Source organism: Butyrivibrio sp. NATIVEDY162, from assembly GCF_045999815.1.
GTDB lineage: Bacteria > Bacillota > Clostridia > Lachnospirales > Lachnospiraceae > Butyrivibrio.
Map to the genome: position 1 here is coordinate 550772 of NZ_CP172573.1, position 19784 is coordinate 570555.

The 19784-nt window shown below is 39.1% G+C and carries 17 protein-coding genes; all 17 read right to left on the minus strand.

From position 1 onward, the window contains the following. Position 1: 1 nt before the first annotated feature. On the minus strand, positions 2–2239 hold the full coding sequence (locus tag ACHCNF_RS02270) for a DNA gyrase/topoisomerase IV subunit A (protein ID WP_408071179.1): 2238 nt from the start codon (positions 2237–2239) through the stop codon (positions 2–4). A gap of 145 nt (positions 2240–2384) precedes the next feature. Then, entirely contained in the window at positions 2385–4307 is a 1923-nt protein-coding gene (locus ACHCNF_RS02275; protein WP_408071180.1) for a DNA gyrase/topoisomerase IV subunit B, read from the minus strand. A gap of 74 nt (positions 4308–4381) precedes the next feature. After that, complete coding sequence (locus tag ACHCNF_RS02280; protein ID WP_408071181.1) at positions 4382–5251, minus strand: DegV family protein; 870 nt, start codon at positions 5249–5251, stop codon at positions 4382–4384. Between the two features lie 66 nt (positions 5252–5317). Continuing rightward, a complete protein-coding gene (gene recG / locus ACHCNF_RS02285) occupies positions 5318–7384 on the minus strand; it encodes an ATP-dependent DNA helicase RecG (RefSeq protein WP_408071182.1) in 2067 nt (688 codons plus the stop codon). 1 nt (position 7385) lies between these two features. Continuing rightward, positions 7386–9167, minus strand: a complete 1782-nt coding sequence (locus ACHCNF_RS02290) for a DAK2 domain-containing protein (protein WP_408072177.1) — start codon at positions 9165–9167, stop codon at positions 7386–7388. A gap of 18 nt (positions 9168–9185) precedes the next feature. Continuing rightward, positions 9186–9548 carry an Asp23/Gls24 family envelope stress response protein gene (locus tag ACHCNF_RS02295; RefSeq protein WP_408071183.1) on the minus strand — a complete coding sequence of 121 codons (363 nt, stop codon included), beginning with the start codon at positions 9546–9548 and terminating at the stop codon, positions 9186–9188. 112 nt (positions 9549–9660) lie between these two features. Further along, positions 9661–9846: a 50S ribosomal protein L28 gene (rpmB, locus tag ACHCNF_RS02300; protein ID WP_026509265.1), complete on the minus strand. Its 186-nt coding sequence runs from the start codon at positions 9844–9846 to the stop codon at positions 9661–9663. A 163-nt stretch (positions 9847–10009) separates the two neighbouring features. Continuing rightward, a complete protein-coding gene (locus ACHCNF_RS02305; RefSeq protein ID WP_408071184.1) occupies positions 10010–10543 on the minus strand; it encodes a hypothetical protein in 534 nt (177 codons plus the stop codon). Between the two features lie 25 nt (positions 10544–10568). Then, the gene (locus tag ACHCNF_RS02310; RefSeq protein WP_408071185.1) at positions 10569–10967 is read right to left on the minus strand and encodes a GerW family sporulation protein; all 399 of its coding nucleotides are present in this window, start codon (positions 10965–10967) and stop codon (positions 10569–10571) included. A gap of 15 nt (positions 10968–10982) precedes the next feature. Next, positions 10983–12047 (minus strand): hypothetical protein, encoded by a 1065-nt coding sequence (locus tag ACHCNF_RS02315; protein WP_408071186.1) that lies wholly within the window; start codon positions 12045–12047, stop codon positions 10983–10985. Beyond that, the gene (locus tag ACHCNF_RS02320) at positions 12047–12385 is read right to left on the minus strand and encodes a hypothetical protein (RefSeq protein WP_408071187.1); all 339 of its coding nucleotides are present in this window, start codon (positions 12383–12385) and stop codon (positions 12047–12049) included. Before ACHCNF_RS02320 ends, ACHCNF_RS02315 begins: the two co-directional genes overlap by 1 nt. 17 nt (positions 12386–12402) lie before the next feature. Then, on the minus strand, positions 12403–13818 hold the full coding sequence (locus ACHCNF_RS02325) for a peptidoglycan D,D-transpeptidase FtsI family protein (protein WP_408071188.1): 1416 nt from the start codon (positions 13816–13818) through the stop codon (positions 12403–12405). Continuing rightward, positions 13802–15109: an FtsW/RodA/SpoVE family cell cycle protein gene (locus ACHCNF_RS02330; RefSeq protein ID WP_408071189.1), complete on the minus strand. Its 1308-nt coding sequence runs from the start codon at positions 15107–15109 to the stop codon at positions 13802–13804. Before ACHCNF_RS02330 ends, ACHCNF_RS02325 begins: the two co-directional genes overlap by 17 nt. A gap of 60 nt (positions 15110–15169) precedes the next feature. Further along, positions 15170–17515 (minus strand): U32 family peptidase, encoded by a 2346-nt coding sequence (locus ACHCNF_RS02335; protein ID WP_408071190.1) that lies wholly within the window; start codon positions 17513–17515, stop codon positions 15170–15172. 70 nt (positions 17516–17585) lie between these two features. Continuing rightward, positions 17586–17993 (minus strand): cell division protein ZapA, encoded by a 408-nt coding sequence (zapA, locus tag ACHCNF_RS02340; RefSeq protein WP_408071191.1) that lies wholly within the window; start codon positions 17991–17993, stop codon positions 17586–17588. A gap of 113 nt (positions 17994–18106) precedes the next feature. Beyond that, entirely contained in the window at positions 18107–19144 is a 1038-nt protein-coding gene (ruvB, locus tag ACHCNF_RS02345; RefSeq protein ID WP_408071192.1) for a Holliday junction branch migration DNA helicase RuvB, read from the minus strand. Between the two features lie 18 nt (positions 19145–19162). Beyond that, entirely contained in the window at positions 19163–19780 is a 618-nt protein-coding gene (ruvA, locus tag ACHCNF_RS02350) for a Holliday junction branch migration protein RuvA (RefSeq protein WP_408071193.1), read from the minus strand. Positions 19781–19784 lie beyond the last annotated feature (4 nt).

Consider the following 19784-nt stretch of genomic DNA (forward strand, 5'->3'; position numbering starts at 1 on the left):
ATTATAACCTAACTTTAGTTCCTTTGGTATCCCTGCTTGTAATTTTCAAATGATCAAGCTGCAGATTCTTGCCGTTGTGCTCTATAACCTGCTGATCATTCTCTCCAAGATAATAAACATCACGGACAAAATCCTTTGCCCCAAGTCTCATACCGCGGACTCCGACTGCACTCTTTTTCTTCTCAGGAATATCAGTAATATTGAATCTTAAGAAGAATCCGGCTTCTGACTGAAGTACAACAGTGCTTATATCATGAACTACATGTACGCTTATCAGTTCATCATCATCTGCAAGCTTTGTGGCAGCAACGGTTCTTCTTGTAACATCAAACTCACCACCGTCTACAATCTTGGTATTGGCCTGCTTTGTAACAAACATAATCCTGTACAGATTAAGGCTGCTCTGACTTGCAGCATAAATTATCTGATCACTTGCAGAATCAAAGTCGCTGACATTATCAATCGGAACACCCTTGTCACGCATTCTGCCTGCAGGAAGATCCATAGCCTTAATGGTATGAAGATTTCCGCTTGCAGTGAAAATGCAAACCTTACCTGTATTTTTCATAACAAAGGAATATCTAAAGTCAGCCTTTATAGTCTCAAGGTTCTTTTCATAGGTTGTCACATCTATGGTCTTGGCATAACCAAAGCGGTCCATAATAAACGCAACATCTATTTCTTCAACCGGCTTTTCTTCATAAACAGCTTCTTCAAGATTGTCTATAACTGTTCTTCTCTTTACGGCGTATTTTTTTCTGATCTCGCTAAGCTCGTTCTGAATAACAAGAGACATTGACTCATGATCCTCAAGAATGTCCTCATAGCGATAAATCTTGGCAATTGTATCCTCATGCTCTTTTACAAGGGCATCCAGTTCAAGTCCGATAAGCTTATACAATCTCATCTCAAGAATGGCATCAGCCTGTCTTTCTGTGAAAAGGAGCTGCGCTGCCATAGCTCTTGAAGCCTCACTCTTAAATCTGATTCCTTCGGTATTTCCATTTACAAGACAGTCCTTTGCCATTGGTCTGTCCTTAGAGCCTCTCAGAATCTCAATAACAATATCAATTACGTTGCATGCCTTAATGAGACCTTCCTGAATTTCCTTTTTGTCCTGTTCCTTGTGAAGTAATGTAGTATATTTTCTTCTCGCAGTTTCGAACTGAAAATCAACAACGGCCTTCATAATAGCCTGAAGGCTCATTGTTTCAGGTCTGCCATCGCATATGGCAAGCATGTTTACGCCAAAAGTATCTTCAAGCTTGGTCTTCTTATAGAGGAGATTTGTGAAGTTCTCTACATCAGTATCCTTTTTTAGTTCGATTACAATTCTGATACCTTCTTTTGATGACTGGTTTGATATATCAATAATGTCATTAGTGATCTTTTTTTCAGCAAGATCTGCTACATCAGAAAGGAATTTTCCTATGCCGGCGCCAATCATGGTATAAGGTATTTCAGTAATAACAAGATTGATGTGGCCTGCTTTGCCCTTTTCAACCTCAACCTTACCACGAACACGAACCTTGCCCTGACCTGTCTCATAAATAGTACGCAGATCATCCTTATTGATAACAATACCGCCTGTAGGAAAATCCGGTCCCTTTATATGCTTCATGAGCTGCTTTGTTGTCATCTCAGGATTTTGCATAAATGCAATCTCAGCATCAATTACCTCTGCAAGATTATGAGGAGGTGTACTTGTAGCCATACCGACAGCAATACCTTCTGATCCATTGATCAAAAAGTTTGGTATTTTTACAGGCAAAACTGTAGGTTCACGCTCAGTCTCATCGAAGTTGGGAATAAAGTCCACAACATCCTTATCAAGATCAGCAAGGAAGTTTTCCTGCGTAATCTGAGCAAGCCTTGCTTCAGTATAACGCATTGCAGCAGCGCCATCGCCCTCGATATTGCCAAAGTTACCATGGCCGTCAACAAGAGGAACTGCTTTTTTAAAGTCCTGTGTCATAACAACAAGCGAATCATATATTGAGCTGTCACCATGAGGATGATATTTACCCATGGTATCACCTACTATACGTGCACTTTTACGGTAAGGTCTGTCATACCTGATACCCAGCTCATACATATCATATAAAGTTCTGCGCTGAACAGGTTTAAGCCCATCCCTTATATCAGGAAGGGCACGTGCCACAATAACACTCATCGCATAATCAATATATGATTTTTGCATTATTTCCGAATATTCGGAGCGAATCAATTTCTCTTCCATAATTCCCCATCTTTAGCAAACATAAAAAGATCAAATATGCTTTTTATGGTCGTCTTTATAAAACTAATTGTTCGTAAAATCGTATATAAGCAATAAATATATTTATACGATTAAAATCAGGATCCAAGCATTTTTATATTAAAAATCATACATCTAACTCAGCGTCTGTAGCATGCTGATGTATAAAGTCTCTTCTGGGAGGAACCTCATTTCCCATGAGAAGTTCAGTCATATGAGAAGCCATCTTGGCATCTTCAATCTCAACTAGTCTCATCATTCTGTTCTCAGGATCAAGTGTTGTCTCCCAAAGCTGCTGAGGATCCATCTCACCAAGACCCTTGTATCTCTGAAGAGTAAATGGTCCTTTATGGTTTTTGCGATATTTTTCAAGAGTGGCATCATCATAGAGATACTCCTCTTTGCCTTTACCCGGCATAGCCTTGTAAAGAGGTGGCATCGCAATGTACACATGCCCTTCAAATATCAGTTCAGGCATAAATCTGTAAAACAGAGTCAAAAGAAGTGTTGCTATATGTGCACCGTCTACATCTGCATCGGCCATGATAACAATTTTGTCATAACGAAGCTTCGATATATCAAAGTCATTACCATATCCTTCGGAGAAGCCACATCCAAAGGCGTTTATCATAGTCTTAATCTCAGCATTGGCAAGAATTTTATCAATACTTGCTTTTTCAACGTTAAGAATCTTACCTCGGATTGGAAGGATAGCCTGAAATTCTCGATTCCTTGCCATTTTTGCACTACCACCGGCAGAATCTCCCTCTACTATGAAAATCTCACATTTAGATGCATCCTTACTGATACAGTTTGCAAGCTTTCCGTTTGAATCAAAGGAATATTTTTGTTTTGTGAGAAGATTTGTCTTTGCTTTCTCCTCTGTTTTTCTAATCTTGGCAGCTTTCTCCGCACATCCGATAATAGATTTTAATACTTCAAGATTACGGTCAAAGAAACGAGTGACCTCGTCACCTGTTATCTGCGATACGATCTTGGCAGCATCCTGATTATCAAGCTTTGTCTTTGTCTGTCCCTCAAATCTGGGATCCGGATGCTTAATGCTGACAACAGCAGTCATTCCGTTTCTTACATCAGTTCCGTTAAAATTGCTGTCTTTTCCTTTTAAGACGCCAATCTCTCTGGCATACTGATTGATAATATTGGTGAACATGGTTTTAAAGCCTGTAAGGTGTGTTCCACCTTCGGCATTATAGATGTTATTACAAAAACCAAGTATATTTTCATGGAATTCATTTACGTACTGGAAAGCAACGTCAACAGAAACACCGTCACTTTCACCGCTGTAGAATATTACATCCGTAACAGCTTCCTTGGATTTATTCATATCGCGGATAAATCCGGTTATTCCTTCAGGCTCGTGGAACTCTATATATTCCTCAGTTCCCGGTCTGTCATCGATATAGATAATCGTAAGTTCGGGATTAAGATAAGCCGTCTCATGAAGTCTTGATTTTATGTCCTCTTCCCTGAATCTGGTCTTTTCAAATATTGTAGGATCGGGAAGGAAGGAAATGGTAGTACCATGCTCTCTTGTCTTTCCTACAGGCTCAAGAAGCCCGTTTTTAAGTTCTACTGTGGGAACGCCTCTTTCATAAGCATCTTCATAGATCTGGCCGTCAGTTTTTATCTGAACCTTAAGCCAGGTAGACAAAGCATTAACAACAGATGAACCAACACCGTGAAGACCACCGCTGGTCTTATATGCATTATTATCAAACTTACCACCTGCATGAAGCATGGTAAGGACAACTCGTTCTGCGGTTATTCCCTTTGCATGCATACCAACAGGAATACCACGACCATTATCCTCAACAGTTGCACTTCCATCAGGATTAAGCGTAACCGTTATCTGTGAACAATGCCCTGCAAGGTGTTCATCAACTGCATTGTCTACTATTTCATAGACAAGGTGATTAAGTCCTCTTGTTGAAACACTTCCGATATACATTCCGGGTCTCATTCTTACAGCTTCAAGACCCTCTAAAACTGTAATGCTTGACGCATCATAGTTATTATTTACTGACATAAAACTCCCCAACCTTACTAAACTTTTTCTTCCTCACAAGAAATATAAATAACGATAAAAATGTAAGTTGATTATTATAAATGTATTTTTCTTGATGCAGCAATTGCAATAGCTCCAGGTCCAATATGACATGAAACCACAAGTGAAAGCGGATCCATATGCATATCATAGCCAGGGAAGGCTGCTTCAACCTCTTTCTTAAACTCATTGGCTTTATCAAGGTCATAAGAATATGCACCACAAAGGTGAACATCATGCGCATCAAGCCCGCCAAAACGGTACTCAAAATCAGACAACATGGCATTTATCATAATGCTCTTACCCTGGGTAGCAGTTCTTGCCTTTGCAAAGGCGTCAAGCTTTTCACCCTGTATCTGAAGAACCGGCTTAAGTTTAAGAAGAGTACCAAGTGCTGCGGCAGCAGGTGTTATCCTTCCGCCTTTTTTAAGGTAATACAGAGTATCAAGCATGATATAAATACTTGATTCAAACTTAACCTCTTCAAGTTTATCTTTAATTTCTTTTCCGCTCATGCCCTTATCGCGCATCTCAATGGCATCAAGCACGGACTGCCTCATTGTTACCGAAATACGCTGATTATTGACTACAAAAACCTTGTTTTCATAGTCATCGGCAGCAAGCATGGTAGCTGTCTGGCAAGAGCTGGACAGGCCACTGCTAAGCGGTATATATACTATCTCATCATATTCCTTAAGCATTTCATCCCATAACTCAAGAAGTGCACCGGGACTAGGCTGACTTGTTGAAACATCAGCTCCGTCTGCAAGCTTTTTGAAAAAATCTTCCTGAGTCAGATTAATGCCTTCAAGAAATTCAACACCATCAATCATAAAAGGTGTCGGTATAACCTTTATACCAAGCGCCTCTCCCTCAGCAGGCATAATTCCGCTGTTTGTATCAGTTATGATTGCTAATTTTGACATGTTTTCCTCCATGTAAGCACACTATATATTGTATTAGTCGAACACATACTCTACTAAATTTTACTTTTATAAAGCCGTAAAGTCAAATAAATTCGAGGAAAGCCATTCTTTAAGCGGTGCATTTTCCTCCATTGCAAGATCAGGATCCTCCAAAAGCAGCATGTCTGCAAGGTTTGCAGCTTCTTTAATAAGAGCTGCATCCTGATAAATATCTGCCACATGGAATGCCATTTCTCCACTTTGCCTGATACCGAATAAATCACCGGGCCCACGCTGTTTTAAATCTTCCTCAGCGATCTTAAAGCCATCATTTGAATGATTCATTATATCAAGTCTTTCTTTTGCTTCATCACGACCGGAGGTATTTATGAAAATGCAATAAGATTGCGCCTTTCCTCTGCCAACTCTTCCTCTTAACTGATGAAGCTGGGCAAGGCCGAATCTCTCAGAATTTTCAATCATCATCACGGTAGCATTAGGTACATTTATTCCAACCTCTATTACGGTAGTCGAAACAAGAACATCCGTATTACCAGCTGCAAAATCCTCCATGATCTTCTCTTTTTCAGAGGGTTTCATTTTCCCATGAAGCGTACCAATGCGAATGTTTGAAGGAAAAATGCCACGAAGCTTATCTGTGTAATCAGAAACATTTTCGACGCCATCCATCTCACCTTCCTCGATCATCGGACAAATAATATATGCCTGATGACCCTTAGCTACCTGGTCTGCTATGAATTTATATGCTGTCGGCCTGTATTCTGTTCCGACAACACAGTTCTTTATCGGTATTCTGCCTGCAGGCATCTCATCAAGAATTGAAATATGAAGATCACCGTATAATATAATTGCAAGTGTCCTTGGTATAGGAGTTGCACTCATTGCAAGTATGTGAGTGTTATGACCTTTTTCGGATAATCCTTCCCTTTGTTTAACACCAAATCTGTGTTGTTCGTCAGTTATGACAAGAGCCAGCTTTTTATACTTTAACTTTTCCTGAATAAGAGCATTTGTCCCAACTATACAGTTCACTTCACCGTTTTCTATACTCTCATATGCAAGCCTTTTTTCCTTCGCCGACAATGATCCAACAAGTAAAACAGGTTTAAGAGGCAGACTATATTCATCAGCCATTTCGCAAAACGACTCATAATGCTGTCTTGCCAACACTTCCGTTGGTGCCATTATAGCGCCCTGATATCCATTTTCAGCAGTAAAAAGAAGTGACAGGAATGCAAGTATGGTCTTTCCGGAGCCAACATCACCCTGGATAAGACGGTTCATTACATGGCTGCTCTCCAAGTCGCCTTTTATCTCCTCCCATATTTCAAACTGTTTGCCTGTAAGCCTGTAGGGAAGCTTTTGAATCAGGCCATCGGAATGATCAGATGTCTTATATACATACTCATTTATGGATATGTCCTCTTCGCGTTTCAAAAATCTAAGCTTTAATATAAACTGTAAGATTTCATTAAAAGCTATTCTTTTTCTTGCTTCGCTGAAGGCTTCCATATCAGAAGGAAAATGAATTTTCCTGACTGCCTCAGAGTAATTCATTAAGCCCATTTTGCTTTTAATGTAAGAAGGAAGCATTTCCTCTAGATAAGGGGTACTGGGAATGGCCTGTTTCATTACCTTTATCACAAGCTGATTTGAGAGTCCCTTTACAAGCGGATACTTTGGCTGCATTGAACCCATTATTTCCATGTAGTCCTCAGTCTTATACATTTTGGGCTGCTCCATTACAAATCCGCACCCCTTCTTCTGAACAAGACCTCTGAAAACATAGTAATGTCCGGGCTTAATATTATTTCTCATGAAAGGCATATTAAAATAAGTGATATGCAATTCTCCTGTTGCGTCAGCTGCCTTAAACGTAAGAATACTTAAATTTCTTACCTTTTTTACAGCCATATTACCAATAGGAGTTACCCTGACAGCACTCATTTCACCGCAGACAAGATCAGATGCATTTTTTATTTCTTTGCATATGTCATAATCCCTTGGAAAATACATAAGCAGATCCTGTACTGTTTTTATTCCGCACTTTTCAAAAAGGGCGCTGCTTTTATCGCCAACGCCCTTTAAAGAAGATACATGTTCAATTAATGATGGATTTTTTCTACCCGTCATCTTACTCCGCACTCACAATGTAATAGTAAATCGGCTGACCACCATACTGAACTTCAACATCACAGTTAGGGAATTTTGAAGTAATTGTCTCGCAAAGAGCATCAGCCTCTTCCTGTTTAATATCTGAACCGTAATATAAACTAATAAGCTCTGTTGAATCATCTGCTATTCTATCGATGATCATCTCGCAAACTTCAGCTATATCTCCGCCAACACCGAGAATACCGCTGTCGCCGATTCCCATGTAGTCGCCCTGCTTGATTGTTACATTGTCGATCATAGTATCGCGAACAGCATATGTAACTTCACCTGTTTTAACAGTAGCAATCGCTTCATTCATGCCCTCTGCATTTTCCTCTGCAGAAACACCGGGAATAAAGTTAATGGCAGCTGTAATGCCCTGAGGAACAGTCTTTGTGGGAATTACAATTATTTCTTTCTTCTCTCCCTTATCCTCCATAAGGATCTTGGCCTGATTAGCTGCAAGAATGATGTTCTTGTTGTTAGGGAGAACAAATACTGTATCTGCATCAACCTTCTCAGCGGCTTCAAAAATATCTTCCGTACTGGGATTCATGGTCTGACCACCTTCGATTACGTAATCAACACCAAGTCCTCTGAATATCTCTGCAAGACCGTCACCGGCACATACTGCAACAAATCCTATTTCCTTATGCTCAGCATTTACAAATTTAGGCTCTTCCTTTACTGCTTCTGTCTCAGGAGCTTTCTTAAGCGGGATATCATCATCTTTACTGTATGTAGGTGTAGACTCAGCTGCACCGTTAATCTCAGTATCTATTTCAGCATAGATACCCTTCTGAGTCTCATGGAAAAGCTTCTCGCGGTGCTCCATACGCATGTTGTCAATTTTCATGTTTGAAAGCTGACCATACATAAGAGCTCTTTGGATAGCAAGACCGGGATCATTGGAGTGTACGTGTACCTTGCAGATCTCATCATCTGCAACCATAACAATACTGTCACCGATAGACTCAAGGAATGCCTTAAAATCAATCTCCTGCTTTACATTAAGAGGCTTGTTCAAAAGCACAATAAATTCTGTGCAATATCCAAATTTAATATCTACCTCAGCCTCTGCCTTAGCCTTGCCGGCAACAGGAGTAGCTGCAGCTTCATCAATAGAATAATCAATTTCTTTTCCAAGGAAAGAATCAAGCGCACCCTTAAGAACCTGCATAAGGCCCTGTCCGCCTGAATCTACAACGCCTGCCTGCTTAAGAACAGGAAGCATCTCTGGAGTCTTTGCAAGAACTTCGTCGCCGTATTTGATAACTTCTTCAAAGAAGGGAGCAAGTTCCTCTGCGCCTTCCTTTGATAGTTCCATAGCTCTCTCGGCAACGCCTTTGGCAACCGTAAGGATAGTACCTTCCTTAGGCTTCATTACAGCTTTGTAAGCTGTCTCAACAGCCTTATCAAAGGAATCTGCAATAATATTTGCATCAAGCTCCTCATGATCTCTTACACCCTTTGTGAAACCTCTCAGCAACTGAGAAAGGATAACACCTGAGTTACCTCTTGCACCTCTCATTGCACCTGAATAAATATTCTTACAAAGAGTGCCCATATCTGTATCATCAGGAAGATTCTTTACGTCCTTCGCTGCAGACATGATGGTCATTGTCATATTGGTACCTGTATCACCGTCCGGTACAGGGAATACATTCAACTCATTGATCCATTCTTTTTTTGCATTCAAATTACTGGCGCCTGCAAGAAACATTTTCTTAACATCAGACGCTTTTATTGTGTTACTCAAAATTCATGCCCTCCTTGAACCTTAGTCGATGACGCGAACGCCTTCAACGAAGATGTTTATCTTCTCTATTTCAAGGCCGGTGAATTCCTCAACCTTGTACTTAACATTATCTATAAGATTATCGGTAACTGCTGAAATACTGACTCCATAAGCAATTATTACGTGAAAATCAAGAGTAAGCTTTCTGTTTGTACCAACAGTAACATTTATTCCTCTTTTGATGTTGTCCTTCTTTAAAAGACTCACAAGTCCCTCAGCAACATTTACATTTGCCATGCCGACAATACCAAAGCATTCATTGGCTACAGCTCCTGCGTACTGAGCTATTACTTCATTATCAATAGCGATACTGCCCATATGGGTATTCATTGAAGTAGACTTCATACTACACCTCCATTAAAATTGCATATAAGAGATTATAAACTAATTGTGAAAAAAATAGAAGTAAAAAAGGATTCACATGCTGTGAATCCTTTAATAAACAACTTTTAATGAATTAAGCACGCTCGACCTTTTTAGATCTGAGACAGCTTGTGCAAACGTTCATTCTCTGTGTTCCACCGTTAACCTTAACAGCAACCTTATGTACGTTAGCATTCCAGATTCTATTGCTCTTTCTATGGGAATGGCTTACGTTGTTACCGAAATGAACGCTCTTGCCGCATACTTCACACTTAGCCACTTTGACACCTCCTTATAAGCCATATTTTAATCAAATACATCAAGCGAAAAACATTACTTTCATAAATATATATTCGCAACATGAGATATCATAGCAGATATATCAGCCAAATGCAAGAAAAAAATTATTAACTGTAAAAATCGATATAAAATGCGTCAGTACATCAGGCCTTCATATATGAATCAAACTGTCTGAGCAAAACATTGTACTCTTCATTTATCAGATCGCATACTCTGTGATCCCCACACAGATTATCCGGATGATAAATCTTCATAAGGTCTCTATAGCGCTTTTTTAACGCCAGCAATGAATTAACACCCTGGAAGAAAAATTCAGCCTGGCTGTATTCATCCTCACGAAGGAATCCTTTTTCCTGCTCAAGTTTTTTCCATTCACGCTCTATTTTTTTCTTGTCAGCATTAAGCTTATCAAAGCCCTCCTTCAGGATTTCGATCTGCTGATCAAAAAGAGCCTGATCGTCTTTGAATTTCTGCTTATCATGTTCAAACTGACTTCTTTCAAACTGAAACTTTTGACGGAATTTGTTCATTTCCGTTTCAATCTCAGCCACTTTACTATTGATAGCTTTGCGCTCCTGTTCAAGCCTCTGGCTCTCTTTATAAATCCAGAGTCTCATCTCCAAAAGCTCATCCTCAGTTGCCTTGTCTATTCTTTCCTCACTTAGTAACTTTTCCATACGGAACCCCCAATCCGAAAAAAACTTACTTCAGGTTCTCATCTTCAGGAAAGGCAATATCTACCGCGCTGTCATCATCCATTATGTCATTGCCGCGATTCATGAAGCGATCGGCTATATCAGGAACAAGATCAAGTACCTTTGTAACAGCATCCTGATTCTTGATATTAACCAGCTTAGTCTGACCGTTTTTAATAACCAAAACCGCACTTGGCGACATTTTAGCCGCAAAGCCACCTGCTCCGGAGTTCTTCTTATCCGCATCACTGGCGCCTGCTCCTACTCCAAAGGAAACATCAACCAATGGAACAATAATTGTGTCACCAACCTTCGTAGCTTCTCCGACTACGGTTTTGGCTCCTAAAATTTTGTTCATACCGCCCATAAGAGAATCTACAACGGAATTAAAATTTGAATCTCCCATAAAACTCTCCCCAAATTATGAATCAATTATTTTTCTAAAACGTCTGTAGGTCTTTCTGCAATCCTTGTTAAAATATAGAATTGCCGCAGCCCAGACTATGGTAAATACTGTGATCCGACCTTTTAAATGAGCTTTGCCGGCAAGCACAGACCTCTCAAATTCAGGAGTTATGAAAACCTTGTTTACAAGAATCGGATATAATATCCCGTAGGCTGCAAATATATCTGCAGTCACAGTCGGATCATTAGTTCCAACAAGAAAATCTGCCCTGAATGTTCTGGGTAATATCATTCTCAAAACCCGGAAAACCTGTTTCTTTGTAACCTCAAAAGCACGTTTAAAAATGTCATTGGATAACGTATTTTTAACCATGTTTATCTTAGCATAAATTCTAGATGTTGTATATTGTATTTTTCTAAATACATCCTGTGGTACCCTGATGATTTTGCCGATAACTTCAAATATGTCTCCGATAAATTCAAAGAAGCTTCTTGCCGATTCTTCCTCTTCTTCCTCGTCAAAATCATCGCTATCTTTATTATCTGTTATGGCAGACTCTTCATCAGATTCATTTTTATCTGTTACTTCAGGCTCTTCATCAGACATATTTTTATCTGCTTCCGCAGTCTCTTCCTCCGAATTACTTTGGCCTTGTTCAATAGAATTATCCTCAGTGTTAATGCTATCAGATTCAGATGATACTTCTACTACTTCATTATTTTTCTTATCATCATTTATCGCTGATTCCAAATGATCTTCATATTGATTTTCATCATTCTCATTCTTTTTATTTTTCGGAGGATAAACCGTGAAACATAACACTTTTAGTTGAAACTCTTTGGATTCCGGATACGCTATTTTTCCCCGTATGATATGTAAAAGCCAGCTAAACGAAGCCTTAGCCGTCACTTTTTCAAGAATCAAAGAAGCTTCTTTTTCCAAATCAGTCTCTTCTATAGCCGCACCAGCCCTGTACCTTATCGGGACAAACAAAACCAGAATGAGGATAAACAAAAGGAGGCCAAGAATAGACAAAAGTACAATGCCTGTAATTTTAAGTATAGTAAAAAAAATCCCCATTAATGATCCCCCAAAGTACTTTCAAGATATGTCTTTATATCTCCGGTCAATCCGCTCATTGAAGCTTCATCAAACATTTTCATAACTATATCCATAGCTTCATTATAGCTTCCTGCAATCCCATAAATATATGCAGGATGTCGCTTAAAGTATTTTTGTTTTAAAAACGCGCAGTGCTTTATCTCAATCTGTCCATCAGGTATATCTGATGATGTAATGACATAAATAAAAAGCTGTCCTGCACCGTGCTTAAGCTTCCATTTCACCAGTCTTGCATTTTTAACGGAATCCCCGATATATAGTTTTTTAGCAAAAGTGCAATATCCCCTTATAGCCAAAGCCTTTCCTTCTCCCCTTATTTTTCAAAATAAGCATCAAATATTCTTTTTGCAATGGGAACAGCGTATTCACCGCCTGATCCTGCATTTTCTACAATAATCGTCACTGCAATCTCCGGATTTTCTGCAGGAGCATATCCTGTGAACCATGCATGTGAATCAGATGTACTGTCCTTAAATTCAGCCGAGCCGGTTTTGCCTGCTGCTGTATACTCAAGGCCCTTAAGTCTTGATGCAGTACCCTCTGTAACAACCTTTTCCATCATATTTTGAAGAAAGTATGCTTCATCGGTTGTCATAAGCTCCCTGTACTTTGTGGGAGCAAATTCTTCCAGAACCTTACCATCCTCGCTCACAACTTTTTCGATAATATATGGTTTCATTAAAGTACCATCATTGGCAATAAGCGAAGTAATAAGATTGATGTGAAACGGCGTGACCGTAGTAGTTCCCTGACCGATTCCAAGCTGCATCATATCACCATCTTTTAAATCAGGGCTGCATACAGCTGTAGATATGGAATGATTCATATCCCAAGGGAGCTCTGAGTTAAACAGCATACTATCAAGAGTTTTTTCAAAATTAGCTCTGTCAAGCGTAAGCGATATGTTGGCAAAAGATGAGTTACAGGATTTCGCAAATGATTTTGTGAAATCCAGAGCCCCATGATTTTCACCGTGGAAGCATCTGATTGTATCGTCACCACTTGTAAACTTCCCGTTACAATTATACCTGTAATCAAGATATTCATCCCCCTTCTCGCGGTAATACTCAAGTGATGTGATTATCTTAAAAGTAGATCCCGGTGGATACAGCCCTTGTGTTGCTCTGTTCAACAGCTGCGTATTATTTTTATCATCTGTTATTTTTGACCAATCATTAAGAATCGTTGATGGATCAAAATCCGGTTTTGAAACCATTGCAAGAATTTTACCGGTTCTCACATCCGATACAATAATCGCGCCTTCTCTTGCTGAAAGTGCTTCATATGCAGTCTCCTGCAGCTTTACATCCAATGTCGTATAGACATTATCTCCGGGGAATTTAACCTCATTTTCTTTTGCCTGGGCTTTACTTTTTAATGTCGCATGCGAATTAATCAGATAATAATTCGCCAAATCCTCTATGCCGCTTCGTCCATTCACTGAAAAGCCTATAATATGAGAAAACTCTCTCCCAAAAGGATATTCTCTGCTCTCATTACCATCAGCATCCGTAACTGTTTCGGCAAGAATCTGCCCGTCATTTGAATATATTGTTCCACGACTGTTCTGCTTCTTTAATAGCTGTTGATGTGCATTATAGCTGTTATCCATCATTGTCCGCTCATTGGTAATAGCATAAGAGCAGATATAAAAAATCATCAATCCAAAAAGTAAAACAGTAAAAGTACCGATTATTAAAATGGGATAAGATTTATTTTTTTCCTGCATTCATCCTCTCCCTCTTTTTCTCTAAATATGCTTTATATCTTTCATCCGTTCGAACCAGGCATTCGCCCTCAACAAGGGCAAACATTATGATAGTTACCATAACAGATGTTCCTCCATAGCTTACAAGAGGAAGTGTTACACCTGTAAGGGGGATGAATTTTGAATCTCCTCCAACGGTGAGAAAAACCTGAAAAATATATGTTACTGCAAGCCCAACACAGAGCAGCCTGCCAAAGTTGTTTTTTATCTTATAAGCCTCAAGAAGAATCATGATAAACGTTGATACACAGACTGCTATCAGGCATGAAGCAAAAATAATTCCAAGTTCTTCAGCAATAGCCGCAAACATGAAGTCTTCCTCCACATAAGGAATTGAAGAAGGAGTTCCCCCATATAATCCAAGTCCCCATATTCCGCCGCCACTTATGGCAAAAAGAGACTGTGTAATCTGATATCCGGTGGAGTCTATATTGGTCCAGGGATCCTGCCATGCCAGAACTCTTTGCTGAACATGCGGAAAAATCCTGTAAGCGACATAACTTGCAAAAGATCCGGACAAAAGCCCGGCAATAAAATACAAAGGCTGGTTTGTTGCAACAAAAAGAACACATAAATATACTACAAAATAAATAAGCGCACTTCCAAGATCCTTTAACAAAACAAGTATTATCACATGTGCAGCGGCTAAGATTGAGACTATACATACAGTCTTAAAATCTTTTTTTTCAGATAATATCGAAGCAATAAAAAAAGCAAAAATGATTTTCACCAGTTCCTGAGGCTGAAATGATAATCCTGCAATTCTAAAGTTAATCTTGGAGCCGTTTGTCACAGTTCCATAGACCAGTAGGATCATCAATACCACAAGACCCACGCCTGCAAAAATCCAGCCCATCCTCTCCAGAAAAGCAAGTCTGAACAAGATTTCAGGTATAATAAATGCAATAAGAATAGATGCACTTGCAATAATAAACTGTCGGATTCCCTTGCCATAGGAAATCCGTGTTATCATTATCATTCCAATCATCAAAAACATGCACATATTATTGATTATCAGCCTGTTTCCATCAGGGTATACCATTTTGAACATAGATATTGTACTGATAAGAACAAGCGTCTGTATGACAAGGAGAAAAAAGTACCTTTTACTTCCCGTCTGCGCAATAATCTGAATAAAGCATGCAAACTGTGTGGCAAAAAGAGACACGGTCTGAAGTACATAAATCCATCCACGTCGTTTTTCCCCCTTATAGATAAAAACCAGGAAGCTGAAAAATGTAAAAAGAGCCATACTTCCCGCAATTACATATTTTGATATTTCAGTTAAGTAAAGTTCAATCATCTTGTATTATCAATCCGCACTTCTCTCAAAATGTCCAGCTGTGTAATCAAAAGAAGAAAGCATATCTTCAGCGCTTCTGATTACTTTTTTGTCGTTACTGTAAAAAACAGCATCATAAGCCCTGAGTATATTTGTGATCTCTAAAGGCTTTTCAACAGTAAAATCAAGTCTGTAAAGAAGACTGTACTTGTCAGCCATACTTTTAAGTTTTTTTGTCTTTTTAAATAACGATACAGGAACACTGTTCCAGATAATATTACAACAATGCATGCAATCATACGAAACAGGAAGTGTCCTGCCTGTCCTGTCATTAATACCCAATTTTTCATACTCGCAGAGCTTACCTCTGTTGCCACTGCATTTATCAAGAGTATTCTTAAGGCAATTCGCTGTGACCATCATTGGAACACGGCCATATACCTGTATCCCTGTCTTTTTATTATATGCGCTTGGCTTTTTGGATTCCATGTTTTCAAGAAGATCCGACATCTCATATGAATTTAATTCAAGAGGAAGATTAAATCCGCCAAATGACAATTCTCCCGCACACTCTTTATATAATGTAAGAGCATCATGATTCCAGATATAAAGTCCATAATCCAAAATTATCTCACCCTTATATCCTGATTCTTTTATGATTTGAAGTTCTTCCGTATTTCTTACTAAAACACCTTTAAATCCGAGATTATCAAGTTTACTTATGATTCTATTTATCTCATCATGACCATCAAAAAATTCTTCTTTTCTCAAAATATACGGAAGTGCAGCATAAAACTCACAACCAGACACTAATGAAATATCCTGATTTAAAAGTATTATCTGACTATCCACATATATCCTTGCCTGCTTATTGTTATCATTAAAATATTTACATACAACATTAAGTTGTGAGTAATCCATAACGGATATAGCCAGGATTGACTCATCCTCTGTCAAATCTGACTCATTTAAAGCAGACATGGCATTGTCATCTCTTATGTTGTTTTTTTCATAAAAATTCTTATATCCTCTCTTTAAAAGGATAGCATCTATAAGCTCTGAGCAGGCTCTTCTTCTAAGCTCATTAAGAGATTTATTAGGTATAAAAATACCATTATTATCAATTGAAACATCCAGAGATAATGCCGCAAACGGTGTATTTCCAAGTTTTGATATCTGCTTTTCAATATCCTCTTTTGCCATGGACTTATTCAGAGCTTTCTGCACCATATCTCCTCTTACTGTCACAGATACAGCATCACCATTCAAAAAACTGTCGCCTGTTTTTATGGTAAGTTCAGAAGGGGTGTCTATTTTCAGAGTACATGAAAGCTCCACATCTATCTTCTTTTCACCTGTTATAAACCTGCTTCTTACATTCTCTAAAACCTTGTCGTCAGAGCCATTATATGCAGGATTATCAAGAGTTATCATATCAGGACCATTATGTCTGAAATAATAACCTTCGCCAATTTCAGATCTTAAATACAAAGATGAGAGAATTTTTTTATCCTTATCGGATGCAGCAATTTTTATAGCAGCTTCGCTCTTATCCAAATCCTGCGCTTTGAGCTCATAGTATTTATCGATATATTTTCTGTATACGCTTGTTACACCTGCCGCATATTCAGGTTTTTTCATTCTTCCTTCAATCTTAAAGGAATCAATCCCTGCCTCTATAAGCTCAGGAATCCTGCTTGCCATGCACATATCCTTTAAGCTTAAAGGATAGCATTCTCCCTTTTTACCGGTTCTGTAAGGAAGTCTGCAAGGCTGCGCACATCTTCCTCTGTTACCGCTTCTCTCTCCAACCATACTTGAAAAAAGGCACGCACCTGAATAGCAATAGCACATTGCACCATGTATAAATGCTTCGATTTCAAGGCTTCTGCCATCTTCAAATTTACAATTTTCATGAATGCGTTTAATCTCAGAAAGTGATAATTCTCTTGCAGGAACAACTCTGGAGGCACCAAGATCCATCAGAAGCCTTGCGCCCTTTTCACCGGTTATTGTCATCTGAGTGCTCACATGAAGCTCAACCCAGGGGTATTCTTCTCTTATCATTCTAAAAATACCAAAGTCCTGGATTATAGCACCATCGAGACCGGCATATGCAAATGGTTCAAAAAACTCTTTAAATGCCGTTATCTCATTTTCTTTTAAAAGTGTATTAACTGTAAGATATATCTTCTTTCCATGAAGATGAGCATATTTAATAGCACTGATAACTTCTTCATTTGTAAAATTGTCTGCAAATGCCCTCGCTCCAAAGCCCTGTCCTCCGAGATACACGGCATCAGCTCCGGCATTAAATGCACCGAGCATAGTTTCGTAATTGCCTGCCGGCGCAAGTAGTTCAACTTTTTTGTTCATTAAAGAAGCCTTTCATAATATTTACTAATATAAATAAGTTAAAAAGGCTGCCAAGCCGGCAGCCTTCAAATTACTTTTTCAGAGTCTTTAATTCTGTTTCCATCTGAATGATTTTTCTTGAATCCTCTGAGATGTCCGACTGAAGATTCTTAACGTTCTTTTCAGTATTCTCAAGCTTTATCTGAGTAGCGATAAGTTCATGCTTTATATCATAAAGCTCCTTTTCCTTATCACTTAGCTGACCTTCAAGCATCTCAACCTGCTTTTTAGCCTTAAAATAATCATCTGCTATGTTAAGCTGAAGAAGCACATTCTGTGTATCAAGAGGCTGTCTCTTGAAACCATCCATTTTATTGTAATCAGCTATTTTATTATTGATATAAGATGCAACCTTCTGAAGATATTCCTCACTCTCGTAGCCGCTAAGTGTAAAGACTTTACCGCCTATGATTACCTCTGTATCTGTCTTGGATGCCATAAATTTTTTCCTCCCCACCTCATACCTGAAAGTTATTTACGTCTATTTTATACTTTCAAAGTGTGAGATTTCAATAGTTTAGCGTGTTATTTTATAAAAATCATACCACAATATCATGTATTTGTCATTGGCAAAAGCCCAAGATGTTCGTACGCCAGATCGGTAACCACACGCCCTCTTGGAGTTCTGTTTATCAGACCGTTTTTCAGAAGATAAGGTTCGTAGACATCCTCTATTGTACCGGCATCCTCACCTATCGAAGCTGCCAGTGTGTCAAGTCCGGCGGGTCCTCCGCCAAATTTCTCTATAAGTGTAAGTAGAAGTGTTCTATCATTATGGTCAAGCCCGAGCTTATCAACATCCATAAGATCAAGTGCGGTCCTTGCAACTTCTTCTGTTATCACACCGTCATATCGTACTTGTGCATAATCTCTTACTCTTTTCAGAATCCTGTTTGCAATTCTTGGCGTACCTCGGCTTCTTCTGGCCATTTCTTTAGCGCCGAGCTCCTGTGCCTCTACTCCAAGAACCTTCGCAGACTGCATTATTATCTGCATTAATTCTTCAGTCTCATAGAATTCCATCTTATAAAGCATTCCGAATCTGTCGCGAAGAGGTGCAGATAACATACCTGCTCTTGTTGTAGCACCTATAAGTGTAAAATGAGGAAGATCAAGTCGAATTGATCTCGCAGTCGGCCCTTTACCGATCATGATATCAATTTTGTAATCCTCCATTGCAGGATACAGTACTTCCTCAACCTGTCTGTTCAATCTGTGAATTTCATCTATAAAAAGGACATCGCCTTCCTTAAGATTATTAAGTATAGCTGCTATATCTCCGGGCTTTTCAATAGCGGGGCCGCTTGTAACCTTACAGTGAACACCCATCTCTGCAGCTATGATCTCAGCAAGTGTAGTCTTACCAAGTCCCGGCGGTCCATATAAAAGAATATGGTCAAGACTCTGGCCTCTCTTCCTTGCTGCTTCTATAGAAATATTGAGATTATCCTTTATCTTAGTCTGACCTATATAATCCTTAAGTCGTTTTGGCCTAAGTGATCCTTCAATTTTCTTATCTTCCTCTAAAAAACCTGCGTTAACAGCTCCATTACCGCGTTCTGCAGAGGTTTTTATTGTTCTTTTTTCCATACCTTCTCCAAATCAGTATCAAATTAGTTCTTTTAAAGCAAGCTTCAGAATTGATTCCGTATCGTTTGCATTCACATTTCCGGAAGATACCACAGTTCTTACAGCCTTTGTACTTTCAGTCAATCCATATCCCAGACTGACAAGAGCTTCTATAGCTTCATTAGACGGAACATCCTCTGTCTTCAAAGCTACTGTATCGTCGGTGCCGCCGGCTCTTCCATCCAGAATATCATCATTTGAAATCTTATCTTTTAATTCGAGCACCAGTCTTTCAGCAGTTTTTTTACCGACTCCCGGTGCCTTGCTTATAGCTTTTGAATCTCCCGAAAGTATGGCGAATCTCAGATCGTCCGGTGTCATCACAGACAAAATCGCCTGTCCGCCCTTTGGACCTATGCCGCTTACACTGATTAACAGTTTAAAAAAATCAAGCTCATCTCTCGTAAGAAAACCATACAGATTCATGGCATCCTCACGAACACTCATATAGGTATAAAGCTTACAAGCTTCTCCCTTAGATGGTAATCTGTCCGCAGTATAAGCGGAGATATTGACATTATAGCCAATACCTCCGACATCAATAACAGCAAGCAGATCTCTTTTCTCATCAAGTATTCCGTTTACAAAAGCAATCATTTAA